Genomic DNA, 15,663 nt, shown 5'->3' on the forward strand with positions numbered 1-15,663 from the left:
CCCACGCCATTCCACGCCTTCAGGACGATTCAGATGATGACCATACGATACTTCGCCGCGGGCGACGACGACCGCCGTTTCGTCGACACGCTGCTCGGCGATCGCGTTTTCTCGACCGTGTACGCCGGGCCCCGATCGGCCGACGCCATGCGCGCAGCGACGTCGTCGATCCTCGCGACGCATGCCTATTCGATCGACGCGCCCGGCCTGGACATCGCGCCGTGCGACATCGCAGGCGTACCGTGCGAACGCATCGCGGCCGGAGTGGCGGATCGCGAGTCATCCGAACTCGTCGTGTTTCTGCATGGCGGCGGCTTCGTCCGAGGCAGTCTCGCACTTGGCCGCCGCAGCGCAATCGAGCTCGCGGTACTGACGCGGCGGCCGGTACTGGCGATCGGCTATCGACAGGCGCCCGAGCATCGCTTTCCCGCAGCAGGCAACGACATGCTCGCCGTCTATCGCAGCCTGGTCGATCAGGGCTACGACGCGCAGTCGCTCGTCGTCGTCGGCGAATCGTCGGGCGGCTGTCTCGCATTGACGCTGCCGGAATGGCTTCGGCGCAACAGGTGCCCGGCGCCGGCCGGCATCGTGGGCATTTGTCCGATGGCGGATCTGCGCATGGACAGCGTGTCGTGGTATGTCAACGCCGCGCGCGACATCGCCACGCGCGAGATGGGGGCCCGCATGATCGAGCTGTATATCGACGCCGGCTCGACCGCCGATCCGCTCGCGGCACCGCTGTTCACGCCGTACGACGCAACGGCAAACGTATTGCTGTGTGTCGGCGCCAACGAGGTGATGTTGAGCGACGTCGAGCGCTTCGCCGATCATGCCGCGCGTGCCGGTGCGACCGTCGCCTTGAATCTTTACGAAGCGATGCCGCATGGCTTCACGAAGTTCGATACGCCGCTCGCGCGCAGTGCGATGCAGCACGTGGCGGCGTGGTGCGTCACGCGGCTTACACGGCGTTAAGCCAGACGCACATCTCATCTCATGCCCATATCGGCAGCAGCCGCGCATCGCGTAGAACCACAACCCTGACTGGTTGGAGACACCATGAAAAGAACGCTGGCGAGCGTCGCGCTCGCAACGGCATCGGTTTCGCTCGTCCATGCGCAAAGCACGTTGACGCTGTACGGCATCGTCGATGCCGGTATCACGTGGGTCAGCAATCAGCGCGGTCATTCGGCAATACTGGAAGACACCGGTATCGCACAGGCGAATCGCTGGGGATTGCAGGGCGCGGAGGATCTGGGCGGCGGAACGAAGGCGGTCTTCACGCTGGAGAACGGCTTCACCCTCGGGAACGGCGCATTGGGCCAGGGTGGCGCGATGTTCGGCCGTACCGCCATGGTCGGCCTGGCCGGCCGCTTCGGCACGCTGACGCTGGGCCGCCAGTATGACTTCATGGTCGACAACCTCGTGTTCAATACGGCGATCGCGCGCTTCGGCGGCGTCTACGCCGCACATGGGCTCGACGTCGACCGGCTTGCGGGCGAACAGGTGAACAACGCCGTCAAATATGCTTCGCCAAAATTCCGGGGTGCCAGCGTCGGGGCGATGTACGGCTTCAGCAACGTCGCCGGCTCGTTCGGCGGCACGACAGGCGCACCGCGTTTCAGCAGCTTCGGTTTCGCGTACGACAACGACGGCCCTTTCGCGATCGGGTTGGCGTATACGAACGCGAACGGCACGGGCGCGTCGGTCGCCGAAGCGGCGCTGCTCGGTACAGCGGTGCGCAACGTGGGGATCGGCGCACGCTATCGCGTCGGTCCCGTCACGGTCTTCGGCAACTACACGAACAACCGGATTCAGCGCGGAAGCGGCGCACCGTCGATTGTGGCAAGCGTCGTCGAGGCGGGCATCGATACGTCGTTCGCCGTCGATACGTTCGCCGGCATCAGCTACATCTACAACCACTATCCGGACGGGCAGGTCAGTCAGCTCAGCACGGCGATTCACTACTTCCTGTCGAAGCGCACCGATCTCTATGCCAGCGTGAACGTCGCCCATAGCAATTCGCCCCAACAGCCTGCCGGGATTTTCCTGATCGTCAATCCCGCGACCAACGTCGGCTATTCGACGAGCCGGAACCAAATCGCGCTGCGCGTCGGATTGCGGTCGAAGTTCTGAGTCGCTCCTCTGTCGACGTCCTGCCCGCGCTACGCAAATCCGTACAGCGCCGCAGGGTTGGTGACGAATATCCGTTGCTGCCAGTCCGGACGCCCGATCCAGCCCGCGATCACGTCCAGCATGCTCGCGTCGTCAGGCTTGTCCGTTTTCTGCGTCGGGTGCGGCCAGTCGGTGCCCCAAAGCATGCGCTCCGGCGCCATGTCGATCAGCGCCTTCGCGACCGGGGCGACGTCGTCGTACGCAGGTGCGCCCGTCTTGCTGTCCACGTAGGGCCCTGACAACGTGATCCACGTATTGCCCTTATCCACCAGACGTTGCGCAGTACGGAACGCGGCCGACGCCAGCCCGCCCGGCTGCGGCACATGCGCGATATGGTCGATCACGAGCGGACAAGGCAGCACCGCGAGATGCCGCTCCAGCTCCGGCAGCCGCGCGCCCTGAACCACCAGCTCGATATGCCATCCGAGGTTCGCGATACGCGCGGCGAGCGGCGCGAGCATGTCGAGCGTCGTCGCGCCCGGATAGCTCAGGTTGAACCGGATCGCACGGATGCCGCCGCGATCGAGCGTCCGCAATGCATCGTCGGTCACGGTGCTGTCGACGACGGCGACACCGCGCGCGTCGGCGCCGAACTGCGCGATCGCCGCCAGCGTGCAGCGATTGTCCGTCCCGTACGTCGACGGCGTCACGACCACGTTGCGCTTCACACCGATACGCGTCTGCAGGCGCCGGTATTGCGCGACGGTCGCATTCGGCGGCCGCAGCGTCGTGCCGGGCGCGACCGGGAATCGATCGTCGTAGATGTGCATATGACAATCGATCGCCCCTTCGGGCAACCGGAACGCCGGCCGCTCGATGCCGCCCGACCCTGTTTCGTCGGCAGCGGCGCGCCTCGGCAATGCAGCCGAAGCCAGCGTCGCGCCAGCGATCCGCAGGAAACCGCGCCTCGCTATCCGCGCCATGATCAGAGGGTCTCCGTCGTGGCGAGCAGCTTTCCGCCCGTATGATTGCGCGTGAGCAGCAGCAGCGTCGCGACGCTCACGAGCGTGAGGATCGCAAGCGGCATCAACGCGAGCGCGTAGCTGCCCGTCGCGGCCTTCACCCACCCGTACACGTTCACCATCAGCCCGCCGCCGAGCAGGTTCGCGATCGCGTTGACCGTCGCGAGCCCCGCCGCCACGGTGCTGTTGGACAGCATGTCGGTCGCGAGCGCCCAGAACGGACCCTTGAACGAATACGCGCCGACCAGCACCGCGCAGAGCATGCAGATCGTCGGCAGCAGCGATCCGCTCAGCGACGTCGCGAACAGGCCTACGCCGATCAGCAGCATCGGTACGACCGTGTGCCAGCGCCGTTCGCCGACGCGGTCCGAGTGCCGGCCCCAGTAGACCATCAGGACCGACGCCAACGCGTACGGCACCGAATTCAGCAAGCCGGTCTCCATCACGGTCAGGCCGAACGACTTCAGCAGCTGCGGCTGCCATACGGACAGCGTGCTGCCTGCCGCGGACGCGCACGTATCGACGAGCGCGAGGCACAGCACGTAGCGGTTGCGGAACAGTTGCGTGAGCGGCAGCGACGGCACCTTCTTATGCGTTTTGTGGCCGGCGGCAAGTGCGCTCGATAGCCACGCGCGCTCGTCGACGGCGAGCCACTTCGCATCGTCCGGCTTGTTCGTCAGCATGGAGAGGCACGCGATGCCGAGCAGCACGGTCGGAATGCCTTCGAGGATGAACAGCCAGTGCCATCCACGCAGGCCCCACACGCCGTCCATCTGCAACAGCAGCGCGGAGATCGGCGAGCCGATGAAGCTCGCGGCCGGAATCGCGACCATGAACGTCGCGACGATCCGTGCACGATACTGCGATGGAATCCAGTACGACAAATAAAGCAGCACGCCGGGGAAGAAGCCGGCCTCGGCCGCGCCCAGCAGGAAGCGCAGCACGTAGAACGTCGTCGCGTTATGCACGAGCGCGGTCGCCGCCGACACGATGCCCCACGTGATCATGATCCGCGCAATCCAGATCCGCGCGCCGTACTTCTGCAGCGCGAGATTGCTCGGTACTTCGAAAAAGAAGTACGAAATGAAGAACAGGCTGCTGCCGAAGCCGAACACCGTCGCCGACATCCCGAGGTCGTGGTTCATCTGCAGCGACGCCATCCCCACGTTGCCCCGGTCGATAAAGGCAAGCAGGTAGCAGATCATCAAAAAGGGAATGAGCCGCCAGACGACCTTTCGCATGGTCCGACGCTCGATCGCGGACGCTTCCATGAAACCCGTTTGCATGTTGTCTCCGTTTATTGTGCGCCTGAGCGCGTTCCTGTGAACCGTTGCCATGCGATGACCGCAATGACGCCGCACGCGAGCACCGCGGCCATGGCCGCGAAGGTGTGTCGCACGCCGAGCGCCTCGGACGCGCTTCCGACCAGCAGATAACCGAACGGCATCGTGCCGTTGTAGGCCATCCCGTACATCCCGACGAGTCCACCGCGGACGTGGTCCGGACACTGGCGCTGAATCGTCGCGTTCGTCGACGTGGCCGCGAACGTGAGGCTGAAGCCGAGCGCATAGAAAGCGGGGATCGAGCTCGCCGCATCGGTCGTCGCGGCCAGCACGGCCAGCGCGCCGACTGCCGTCCACGGCGCATACGCGATGAACCGGTACGACGCGCGCGGCCCGAACGCCGACGACAGCAGGACCGCCGCGCTCAGGGAGCCGGCGCCGGCGCACGCGAAGAACACGCCGGTAAAGCGCGCCGCGTCGTGAAAGCCCTGGTCCGCGAGCAGCGGCACGAGCGTCTGGTAGCTGCCGGCGAACAGGCCGATGCACGCGAGAATCGGCAGATAGCGGGCCGAGAACGGATCGGACAGCACGTAGCCGACCGCGTCGCGCAGGCCGCTCTCCGCGCGCGTCGGGCGGCCCGCCGATGCGGTGCGGATCGACCGCACGCATGTCGCCATGAAGCACAGCGCGAGCGCATAGATCGCAAACGACGTCCTGGGCCCCAGCGTCGGATAGACGAATCCGGCAATGGTCGGGCCCACCATGCGGCCGACGTTGTAGACCATCGTGTTCATCGCGACCGCGTTGGACGTGTGTGTCGCATCCTGCAGGCTCGTCAGCAGCAGCACCTGCCGCGCGGGCGTTTCCACCGCACTCGACACGCCGATCGCGAGCGCATGCGCGAGGATCAGCTTCACGCCGAGCAGGCCGAGCAGCGACAACGTGAACAGGCTGCCCGTCAGCAGCAGCGACGTCATCAGCACGCATAGCGTCACGCGGCGCGCATTGCCCGAGCCGATCCGCGAGCCCGCCACCGGCGCGACGATCAGCTGCGGCCCGTACAGCAGAAAGTTGAGCAGCGCGAGAATCGCCGCCGAGCCGGACAGGTGATAGATCAGCAGATTGAGCGTCACGTTCTGCGTCCAGCTGCCGAGCACCGACGCGACCTGTCCGCTCAGGTAGCGCCGCAGCGATGCCTCCGACAGCGCCGGAAACAGCCTGTTCACCCACCCTGCTTGCGTTGCCACGTTCATGACAGCGCCTTGCCGCGCGTTTCGGGCGCGAACAGCACGACCGCGGCCGCGGCGATGAACGCGACGATCGTCGTCGCGAGCCCGAGCGCAAAACCGCCCGACGTCGACGCCAGCGCACCGATGATCAACGGCGCGACGAAGCCGCCGAGCCGCCCGCCGTTGTATGCGAGGCCCATGAAGAACCCGCGCGATGCCGTGTTGCCGATGATCTCCGCGAGGAACGGACCGGCGCCTGCGAAGATGCCGTTCACGCTGAAGCCGGTCAGAAAGATCGCGGTCATCAGCAGCAACGGATTCGCCGACACGATGTACACGCCGACGGCCAGCGCACCGACCAGCAGGTAGGCCAGGAACATCGGCCGCCGGCCGAGCCGGTCGACCCATGCCGAGAACAGCAGGAACCCGGCGATCGCGCCGAACTGCAGCGCCAGCACGAACGTCAGGCTATGCACGAAGTCGAGGTGCTTCACCGTGACGAGGAACGTCGGCGTCCACGTGAATACGCCCCAGTAGAGGTACTGCAGAAAGAAGATGAAGCAGAACGCGGTGAGCAGCCCGCGCACGTTCAGCTTCTCGCGACTTGCCTTGTCGAGCGGGCGAGCCTGCGCCTTCGCGTGCCTGCGTTCGAGCCAGATCGGCGATTCCGGCGTCTTGCGCGCGACCCAGAACAGAATGAAGAACGGCGATGCGCCGATCAGGAACAGCACACGCCAGCTGTCGCCGGCCAGTCCGCCATGCGCGGCACCGACGATGCCAGAGATCGCGATCGCGAGGATCGCGCCGATCGGCAGGCCCATCTGCATCAGCGCGCCGCCCTTGCCGCGCCGGCTCGGATGCCAGGTCTCCGCGATCAGCGCGGCGCCGGCGGTCCAGGTGCCGCCCATGCCGAGCGCGCCGAAAAAGCGCAGCGCGGCAAACCAGTGCGCGTCGGGCGCACACGCGATCAGGCCGGAGAACAGCGAGTAGATGCCGACGCAGAGCAGCGCGGTGCGCACGCGCCCGATCCGGTCCGATACGAAGCCGAACAGAATGCCGCCGGCAATTTGTCCGGCCGCCGTCACGCTCGTGAACATCCCCAGCTGCGCCTTGCTCAGCCCGAACTGCAGCGCGAGCGTCGGCAGCAGCAGCGACAGCAGGAACGAGTCGTAGCTCTCGAATGTCCAGCCGAGCCCCGCGAGCGCCAGCGAACGCCATTCGATACCGGTCACGCGCGTCAATCTTTGTTCGGCGGCTGCGGACTCGGTGTCCTGCGTCGCCACGGTGGCATTCGTCTTCATCGGTTGTCTCCGGGAATCGCGATGCGATACGTCGATGCGGCCGTCCGGCTGAACAGCGCGGCCTTTTCGTCGGCCGACATCGCGGACGCGAGTCGTTTGAAGGCGTTCCACAGCACGCGATAGCTGAACATTCCCTTGTCGACGGGGAAGTTGCTTTCGAACATGCAGCGGTCGACGCCGAAGCATTCGACGCAGGTGTCGAAATACGGCTGCCACGCCGACGCGAGTTCCTGCGACGACGGCGGCAGATCGCGCGCGGCGAAGTCGAAACCGAACACGGTCATGCCCGCGCCGCCGAGCTTCATGCGCGTGTTCGGCAGCGTGGCCAGACGCGCGAGTTGCCGTTTCCACTGCGCATGAACTTCCGCGTGCCGCCCGGCGTGCGGGCCCACGCCGAGCGGCCCGCCGAAATGGTCGATGACGACGACGACGTCCTCGCATGCACGCGCGAGTTCGTACAGTTCGTCGAGCTGCGTGTGATAGACCCACGCGTCCAGCGACAAGCGGTAGCGAGCAAGCGTCCTCACGCCTTGCCGGAAAGCCGGATCCGACATCCGGTCGCGCGGCGGCGTCACCGGGCTCGATCGCACGTCCGGGCTCGCATGCCAGGCGAGCGGATTGCGGATCCCGCGCAGCCGCCCGCCGGACACCTCCAGCATCGTGTCGAGCACCGCCCCGAGTTCCGCGCCGAGCGACAGATCGGCGCCGCCGACGATGGCGTCGCAGCATCGCGTCGGGCCGTATGCGCCGCTGTCGAACATCGCGGCGATGCCGCTCGCGAACTGCACTTCGCCAACCGGCTTGAACGCATCCGGCCCGCTTTCACGCAACATCGAGCGGCACTGCACGTAGACCGTCGACACGATCCGGTGCCCGCTGCGCACGTCGGCGCCGAACTCGTCAGCGAGATAGCGTCCGGTCTGGCGGTCCCACAGGTGATGATGGGCGTCGACGATGGCAAGCGCGGGTTCGAGCACCGGCTCGTCGCGCAATGCGAGCCACTCGGGCCTGACGGGAAGATGGGGCGCGTGAACAATCTGCATCGCACTCGCCTCAGAACTTCTGGCGCATGCCGATCACCACGCCCGTCTGGTTGCGATCGGGCGCGACCGTGCCGTAGCCGTTCACGCCCAGCGCGGAGCCGCCCTTGTTGCGCGCGAAACCGGCCGTCGCGTAGATATCGGTGCGCTTCGACAGCAGATAGTCGGCACAGAGCACGGCGAGCCACGGATCGGCGCTCGTCGAATGCACGTCCTGGTAATAGGCCGTTGCCGTGACGACGAACGCCGGCGACACCGTGTATTGCGCACCGGCCCAGTACAGGTTCGCCGCACTGGCCTCGGCACCGTTCGCGACGCGAATCGGGTTCGCCGGCAGGAACGCGTTCGATGCACGCAGATAGCGATAGCCGACGAAGCCCCTCACCGGGCCGATCGCGTACGACGCGGCGGCCGTTGCGCGACGCTCGGTGCCCGTGTTCGTCGCAACGGTATTGCTGTTGCGCTGCTCGTACGACAGGCTGGCGGCGAACGGTCCTTGTGCGAAAGTCAATGCGCCGCTGAAGAAGCGGCCGGTGAGCTGTGCACCCGGCACCTCCGGGCCGTACCCGGTGTCGTAGCGCGTGCTGTACATCGCCTGCGCGGTCAACGGCCCGAACACGCCCGTGTACTTCGCCGAGTTATCGATACGCGCGGCCGCTGCGTAGTCGAGCGACAGCACGGAGTATCGCGACGACGCGCCCATCGGATCGAACGCCACGGCCTGCTCGTAGAAGAGCGAGTTCTGGCGGCCGAACGTCAGCTGCTGACCTCGGTACGACAGTCCGACCCATGCCTGCCGGCCGAACAGCCGCGACGTCGTGGCGGCGTTCGGACCGAGGCCTTTCGTCGACTGCGCGGTCGTGCCGTCATTGACGTTGAAGCCGTCTTCCAACTGGAAAATCGCCTTCATGCCGCCGCCGAGATCTTCGACGCCCTTCAATCCCCAGCGCGAGCCTGACAGATTGCCCGACGCTTCGCGCGTCTGCGCGCCGCCCGTACTCGTATTGTTGATGTGCTCGATCCCGACGTCGACGATACCGTACAGCGTGACGCTGCTTTGCGCATGCGCGGCGCCGCACCACAAGGTCGCGCTCGCGACGGTGACGGCGCCCAGCACGAAGCGGGATGACGGGCGGGCATTCTGGCTGGCCTGATTCGACAACATGGAGTCTCCAAACTTTTTTGTGGGTAGGTCTGAGAAACAAGATTCACGTCTTGCGGGCTGCGGGCGCTTCGCCGGCACCCGAGCCCGGATCGCCGAGCCATGCAATCGTCAGTGCGCCGAGCAACAGCACACCCGACACGGCGAAGAGCGGCACGGTGAAGCCGCCGGAGAATTGCTTGAGCGCGCCGATCATCGACGGCCCGACGAAGCCGCCGAGGTTGCCGACCGACACGATCAGCGCAAGCCCGCCCGCGGCGGCACGGCCGGTGAGGAATCCCGACGGGATTGCCCAGTACGTCGCCTGGAACGCGAGGATCCCGCTCACCGTGACGCACAGTGCGAACAGCTTGAACACCGGTGCATGAATGAACGCGCTAGCGCACAACGCCACGGCAGCGACGGCCAGCGCGCCGGCGACATACGGAACGCGACTGGCCGCGCGATTGGCGATGCGCGCCCACCAGAGCATCACGACGGCACCGATTGCATACGGAATGGCCGTCAGCCAGCCGACCACCGTGTGATCGACGCCGAACTGCTTGATGATCTGCGGCATCCACAGGCCGACGCCGAGCGAGCCGACGATCCCGCAGAAGTTGATGAACGCGAGTACGAACACGCGCCAGTTCGTCATCGCGTCGCGCAGTTTGCTGCCGTGCTTCGCGCCGATGTCACGCTGCTCGAGAGCGAGGCGCTTCGCGAGCGATGCCTTCTCTTCGTCGCTGAGCCACGCAGCTTTCTCGGGACGGTCGGCCAGCACGAACAGGCACGCGATGCCGAGCATCACCGCAGGCACACCTTCGATCAGCAGCAGCCACTGCCAGCTGCGCAGTCCGTGCAGGCCGCCGAGTTCGAGCAGCGCGCCGGAAATCGGCGAGCCGATCATGTTCGCGACGGGAATGCCGACGAGGAATGCGGCTGTCACCTTCGCGCGCCACTTGCCGGGGAACCAGTGCGTGAAATACAGATAGATGCCCGGCGTGAAGCCCGCCTCGGCGAGCCCGAGCAGAAAGCGCGCAGCCGCAAAGCTCCTCGGTCCGACGACGAACGCCGTCGCCATCGAGAACAGGCCCCACGTGATCATGATTCTCGCGATCCACACGCGTGCGCCGACCTTCTGCATGATCAGGTTGCTCGGAATCTCGAACAGGAAATAGCCGATGAAGAACAGGCCGGCACCGACACCGAACTGCTCGGCCGTCAGACCGAGATCCTTGTTCATCGTCAGCGCGGCAAAACCGACGTTGGTTCTGTCGAGATAACTGATCACGTAGCAGACGAAGATGAACGGCAGAATGCGCCGGAACGCCTTCGCGAGCGTGCGCTCGCTGGCCGCGTAATCGTCGTCGGCCAGGTGCTGCGCGGATCGCGCGTCGGCGCGCGGTGCGTCGTCGCCGGCACGCAGCGCATGCGAAATCGTCATGCTTGTCTCCTTCTTCGCGCGGCTGGCGGCGCGATTTTTCCGTATAGGGGCCGGAAAGCCGACGAGCGGCTTCCCGGCTCGTGGGCCTCAGTCCTTCTTCGCTGCCTGTTTCGGCAGCGGGCCGGCAATGCTCATGTCCGCCTTCAGGATGGAACCGGACGTCGATTCGGTGATGAAAAGCGTCTTCATGTCCGGCCCGCCGAAGCACACGCTCGTGAGCGACGCCCCTTTCGGTCCGGTCAGGATCTCGACGGGCTCCGCGCAATGGTTGAGTACCCATACGCGGCCGAGCCCCGGGTTCGCGACGAACAGGCGGCCTTCGAGATCGACGGTGAGGCCGTCGGGGCCGCTCGGTCCATAGGACGTGAAGAACTGGCTGACCTTGGTGACCGAGCCGTCGGCCTGCAGCGGCATGCGCCACACGGCATTGCCGCGCGTCATCGCGACGAACAGCACGTTCTCGTCGCGCGACAGGACGAGCCCGTTCGGGCTCGGGCAGGTGCCGAGCAGCATGTCGAGCTTGCCGTCGGGCGACAGCCGATACACGCGTCCCGTCGGATCGTGCAGGCCCGTCTGCCCCTGGTCGGTGAAATAGAGGTTGCCGGCCGAGTCGAACGTCAGGTCGTTCACGCCCTTGAAGCGCTCGGTGTTGCGGCGCTCGAGGTACGGATGCACTTCACCGCGCTCGATATCGACCAGCATCAGGCCGTTCCGGTAGTCGGTGACGATCAGATGCGATGCGTCGAAGCGCTTCATCCCGTTGGGCTCGCCGTCGTATTCGACGACGAGATCCCAGTCGCCCGACGGCGAAATGCGGAAGATGCGCCCGTGCGGAATGTCGGTGACGAACAGATAGCCGTCCGGATCCCAGACCGGTCCTTCGAGAAAGGAATCCGTGACCATGCCGCCGCGGTTCGCGCGCGCCCATTCGGTGCGGACGTCCGGCTTGCGAAACTTCTCCGGCATGCGCGTGAATACTTCAGCTTCGCGCACGTCGGGACTCGTCAGATAAAACATGCGTACCTCGATGTCCAGGAGTTCAAGCCGCGCTGTGCGCGCGTTCGTTCAGCACCGCGAGCACGTTGGCGGCCGCGCCCTTCCCCATGTTCACGTACGCGGCGTCGCTCACGCCGCCGACATGCGGAGACAGAATCACGTTCGGGATCTGCTGGAACGGGTGCGGCGACGTCATCGGCTCGACGTCGAAGCTGTCGAGCCCGGCCGCGCGCAAGTGGCCGCTCGCGAGCGCGTCGGCAAGCGCGGCTTCGTCGATCAAGCCGCCACGGGCGGTATTGACGAGAATCGCGCCACGCTTGAAACGCGCGAGCGCGTCGCGGTTGAGCATCCGGCGGTTGTCGGCCGTCAGCGGACAATGCAGCGACACGACGTCCGACTCCGCGTACAGCGTGTCGAGCGGCACGAGCTTCACACCGGCGGGCGCCTCCTTCGCGAACGGATCGAATGCGAGAACCTTCATGCCGAACGCCGCGCCGATTGCGGCGACGCGGCGGCCGATCGCGCCAAGTCCGACGAGGCCGAGCGTGCGTCCGTCGAGCTCGACGGACTTGTGCGTCGCCTTGTCCCAATGGCCTGCGCGCATGCGGCTGTCGAGCTGCGGAACCGACTTCGCGCACGCGAGCATCAGCGCCCACGCGTGCTCGGCGACGGCGGCCGCATTCGCGCCGACCGCGGCGCGCACCGCGATGCCGCGTGCGGCGGCAGCGTCCTGATCGATCACGTCGATGCCGCTGCCGTGCTTCGAAATCACCTGCAGGTTTTCGGCGGCGTCCATGATGCGCGCGTTGATCTTGCCGTACCGGACGATGATCGCGACCGGCTTGTGCTGGGTGCACAGCGCCACGATGTCGCTTTCGGTCGGTTGCTTGCCGGCGAACACGACGTCGAACGGCGCAAGCATCTCGAGCGCTTGCGGCGCAAGGTCGGCGGCGGTCACGAGGACCACGGGCTTATGCGAAGCGGTCTGCATCACAGTGCCTCGCCTTCGGCCAGCATGCCGGCTGCGCGCAGCTCTTTCTCGATCCATCCGGGACGAACGTCGCCCTTGTGGATCGCCGCGATACGCGCGGTTTCGACGTCGAGCTTTTTCTGCGCGAGATCGACGATGCGCGCGACGTCGGCGCGCGCAATCACGACGACGCCGTCGGCATCGCCGACCACCAGGTCGCCCGGATTGACGGGCGTGCCGCCCAGCGAGATCGGCGCATTCACGCGTCCTGCGACGCTTTTGGTCGGCCCGCACGGATTGAGGCCGGCCGCGAAGATCGGATAGTCGCCATTGGCCAGTTCGTGTGCGTCGCGCACCGCGCCGTCGATGACGATGCCGGCGATGCCGGTCGCCTTCGCCTGCGTCGCCATGATTTCGCCGAGCAGCGCGCACGAGATGTCGCCCTTGCCGTCGACCACGACGACGTCGCCCGGCTTCGCGACGGCGAGCGCCGCATGGATCGCCAGGTTGTCGCCCACACGGACTTCCACCGTGATCGCGGGGCCAGCGACCTTCATCTTCGGCGACAACGGCCGCACGCGACCATGCACCGTGCCGCGTCGGCCCGCGACGTCGGCCAGGATCGCAGCTTGATAGCGCGCGGCAGCCTGAACGAGTTCGGGCGGGACGCGTTCGATGTCGCGATTGATCGGAGAACTGCTGACGAATGGCTTGCTCATGATTCGACCTCGAGTTGTGCGTTGTACTGTGTACAACGTTGGTGTACGTGGTGAAATCACTATAACCATCTGGCGCCGACCACGGCACTGGCGTTTACCCTTTTACGTGGTAAATCAGCGTTTTACTCTGTACAATTCCGGCTGAATGTCGACGGGAGAAAGGGAATGGGAAATGACGGGGTGGTGGCTGTGGAAAAGGCGCTTTCGCTGCTGGACTGCTTCAAGCCCGGCGCCGAATCGCAGTCGCTCGCGATGCTGTCGCAGGCGTCCGGCATGCACAAGACGACGGTCTATCGCTTGATGAATTCGCTGGAGCGAATGGGCTATGTCGTGCGCGCGCAATCCGGCAACTATTCGCTCGGACATCGCGTGCTGTACCTTGGGAAGCTGTACGAGCAGTCCTTCCATCTGTCCACGGTCGTTGAACCGGCGCTGCATGCGCTGGCCGCGCTGACGAAAGAAAGCGCATCGTACTACGTGCACGACAACGGGCAGCGGCTTTGCCTGTTTCGCGTCGAGCCGTCCGAAGGACTGCGTGAAACGCGGCTCGCGGGGACGGCGCTGCCGCTCGACGATACGGCGATCAGCCACGTGATTCGCTTCTGGGGACTCGGCGAACCGATCTACGACAAGCCGCCTGCACTGCCCCTCTTTACCGCGGGCGCGCGCGATGTGCACACGGCAGCGTTCGCGGTGCCGATCTTCGGCGCCGGCGACAAGTTCATGGCGGCGCTGACGCTTTCCGGTCCTGCATCTCGGCTCAGCGTCGCGCACGAGTCGGGCGAACTGGATCGACCGCAACTGGAGGCGGCCGCCGATCTGTCACGGAAGCTGGGCGCGAGTGCCGCGTTCTGCGAGAACATCTACGGAAAGCGTTGAATGGCGGACGGCAGCAGACTCTGATCATCGCTCGCACAGATCCGCCAGGTCAGACTCCCGCAGTCGCAGAGACGTGCATGCTACGATCAGTCGGTCGGCGTCGACCTCTGACCGCTCACTCCTCGACTTTGAGGGTAACCGTGCCCATCGATTATCTCCGCGCATTCACTATCCCCGAACGCAGCGACGCCGCGAATCGCCGTCTCGGCCGATCGCTGGCGTTCGTCGCGGGCGCGGCCAACGCCGGTGGATTCTTCGCTGTCGGGCAGTACACGTCCCACATGTCCGGCATCGTGTCGTCGATGGCCGACAACCTCGCGCTTGGCGACATCGGCGTCGTCGTGGCCGGCTTCAGTTCGTTGCTGTCGTTCCTCGTCGGGGCCGCCACGTCGGCGATCCTGATCAACTGGGGCCGCCGCCGGCATCTGAGCAGCCAGTACGCAATGCCGTTGATTCTCGAGGCGACGCTGCTTCTGCTCTTCAGCCTTCTAGGATCGGGGCTCGAGACGCACCAGGTGCTGTTCGTACCGGCAACCGTCTGCCTGCTTTGTTACGTGATGGGCCTGCAAAACGCGATGATCACGAAAATCTCGAAGGCGGAGATACGTACGACGCATGTCACCGGCCTGGTAACGGATATCGGAATCGAACTCGGCAAGCTCCTTTATTGGAACCTTGGAACAACGCACCGGGATCTCGTCCGCGCAGACCGGCAGAAACTCCTTCTGCTTGGATCGCTGCTGCTGTCGTTCCTCGTCGGCGGGCTCGCAGGCGCGGTCGGCTTCCGCCACGTCGGCTTCATGTCCAGCGTTCCGCTGGCCATTGTCCTCGTCACCCTCGCTGTCGTTCCGATCTTCGACGATATGCTGGCCCGACGCCGTTGGCCGAAACGGTAGCCGTCGCCGGCCGGCATGGTCGCAGCGGTCCACACGATCGGTCACCGCTTTTCCCACCGATGTACTCAACGTCGCTGCGTAACCGGACTCTCGGCGTCGACAGCCCCAGCCGCGTGGAGCGAGCCGCCAACGGCGATCGGGCCACGCACTTCCAGATCGCCGTATACGGTCAGCGGCCCATGCACCGTAAGCGGGCCATGGAATGTATTGTTTCCACCGCGTTTGCGTATGGCGTGACCGTCGGCGGGATTCCGTTCGATCGAGGCTGCCGTGATCGGGCCGTGAGCGGAGATGTCGCCGGCCACCGTCAGCGAACCGTCGACCGTCACCGGCCCGAGGACGACGAGCGATCCATCGACGTTCAGCGGCCCCGTGACGACCGGCTCCGCGTGGGCTGACGCGACAGCGATAAAGGACGCCAGCACGACAACGCTCGCTATGGCGCTCGCTGCCGGCCTGCATGCCATGCGCCTTCCTGGCGCCGGATTGAAGCGTTTCACGTGTCCTCCTGGTCGTTGCACCCTACACGGGCGCTAGCGGTTCGCTGGCCCGCGACAGTGGCCGGCCATTGCAGCAGCTTCGGTTCCTGCATGGTCGTCATGCGTAGCGACGTGACGTCGGCAGGGCT

General features: G+C 65.7%; 15 protein-coding genes. 4 read left to right on the forward strand and 11 right to left on the reverse strand.

Going from position 1 to position 15,663, the window contains the following annotated elements; translation table 11 throughout:
* Nucleotides 1–33: 33 nt before the first annotated feature.
* Entirely contained in the window at nt 34–972 is a 939-nt protein-coding gene (locus NP80_RS10455) for an alpha/beta hydrolase (RefSeq protein ID WP_006409292.1), read from the forward strand.
* Nucleotides 973–1,056: 84 nt separating this feature from the next.
* The gene (locus NP80_RS10460; RefSeq protein ID WP_006409306.1) at nt 1,057–2,133 is read left to right on the forward strand and encodes a porin; all 1,077 of its coding nucleotides are present in this window, start codon (nt 1,057–1,059) and stop codon (nt 2,131–2,133) included.
* Nucleotides 2,134–2,162: 29 nt separating this feature from the next.
* On the opposite strand, the gene NP80_RS10465 is transcribed toward NP80_RS10460, so the two are convergent.
* The 10 genes from NP80_RS10465 to NP80_RS10510 form a co-directional block, all read right to left on the reverse strand.
* A complete protein-coding gene (locus NP80_RS10465) occupies nt 2,163–3,095 on the reverse strand; it encodes an amidohydrolase family protein (protein ID WP_006409295.1) in 933 nt (310 codons plus the stop codon).
* Between the two features lie 2 nt (nt 3,096–3,097).
* Complete coding sequence (locus NP80_RS10470; protein ID WP_006406190.1) at nt 3,098–4,420, reverse strand: MFS transporter; 1,323 nt, start codon at nt 4,418–4,420, stop codon at nt 3,098–3,100.
* Between the two features lie 11 nt (nt 4,421–4,431).
* A complete protein-coding gene (locus NP80_RS10475) occupies nt 4,432–5,670 on the reverse strand; it encodes an MFS transporter (protein WP_035946080.1) in 1,239 nt (412 codons plus the stop codon).
* A complete protein-coding gene (locus NP80_RS10480) occupies nt 5,667–6,947 on the reverse strand; it encodes an MFS transporter (protein WP_006409296.1) in 1,281 nt (426 codons plus the stop codon). Before NP80_RS10480 ends, NP80_RS10475 begins: the two co-directional genes overlap by 4 nt.
* Nucleotides 6,944–7,990 carry an amidohydrolase family protein gene (locus NP80_RS10485; RefSeq protein ID WP_006406187.1) on the reverse strand — a complete coding sequence of 349 codons (1,047 nt, stop codon included), beginning with the start codon at nt 7,988–7,990 and terminating at the stop codon, nt 6,944–6,946. Before NP80_RS10485 ends, NP80_RS10480 begins: the two co-directional genes overlap by 4 nt.
* Before the next feature lie 10 nt (nt 7,991–8,000).
* Nucleotides 8,001–9,152: a porin gene (locus NP80_RS10490; protein ID WP_006409293.1), complete on the reverse strand. Its 1,152-nt coding sequence runs from the start codon at nt 9,150–9,152 to the stop codon at nt 8,001–8,003.
* 43 nt (nt 9,153–9,195) lie between these two features.
* A complete protein-coding gene (locus tag NP80_RS10495) occupies nt 9,196–10,575 on the reverse strand; it encodes an MFS transporter (protein WP_006409303.1) in 1,380 nt (459 codons plus the stop codon).
* 87 nt (nt 10,576–10,662) lie between these two features.
* Nucleotides 10,663–11,592, reverse strand: coding sequence for an SMP-30/gluconolactonase/LRE family protein (locus NP80_RS10500; RefSeq protein ID WP_006409289.1), 930 nt, complete (start codon nt 11,590–11,592; stop codon nt 10,663–10,665).
* A gap of 22 nt (nt 11,593–11,614) precedes the next feature.
* Nucleotides 11,615–12,562, reverse strand: coding sequence for an NAD(P)-dependent oxidoreductase (locus NP80_RS10505; protein WP_006409308.1), 948 nt, complete (start codon nt 12,560–12,562; stop codon nt 11,615–11,617).
* Nucleotides 12,562–13,260: an RraA family protein gene (locus NP80_RS10510; RefSeq protein WP_006406182.1), complete on the reverse strand. Its 699-nt coding sequence runs from the start codon at nt 13,258–13,260 to the stop codon at nt 12,562–12,564. Before NP80_RS10510 ends, NP80_RS10505 begins: the two co-directional genes overlap by 1 nt.
* 165 nt (nt 13,261–13,425) lie before the next feature.
* Here NP80_RS10510 and NP80_RS10515 point away from each other — a divergent pair, with 165 nt between their 5' ends.
* Nucleotides 13,426–14,139: an IclR family transcriptional regulator gene (locus tag NP80_RS10515; protein WP_006406181.1), complete on the forward strand. Its 714-nt coding sequence runs from the start codon at nt 13,426–13,428 to the stop codon at nt 14,137–14,139.
* Between the two features lie 140 nt (nt 14,140–14,279).
* Nucleotides 14,280–15,035 (forward strand): YoaK family protein, encoded by a 756-nt coding sequence (locus NP80_RS10520; RefSeq protein ID WP_006409294.1) that lies wholly within the window; start codon nt 14,280–14,282, stop codon nt 15,033–15,035.
* 65 nt (nt 15,036–15,100) lie between these two features.
* Here NP80_RS10520 and NP80_RS29290 read toward each other — a convergent pair whose 3' ends face one another.
* Nucleotides 15,101–15,535 (reverse strand): hypothetical protein, encoded by a 435-nt coding sequence (locus NP80_RS29290; RefSeq protein ID WP_226823209.1) that lies wholly within the window; start codon nt 15,533–15,535, stop codon nt 15,101–15,103.
* Nucleotides 15,536–15,663 lie beyond the last annotated feature (128 nt).

Source organism: Burkholderia multivorans ATCC BAA-247 (genome assembly GCF_000959525.1).
GTDB classification, from domain to species: domain Bacteria; phylum Pseudomonadota; class Gammaproteobacteria; order Burkholderiales; family Burkholderiaceae; genus Burkholderia; species Burkholderia multivorans.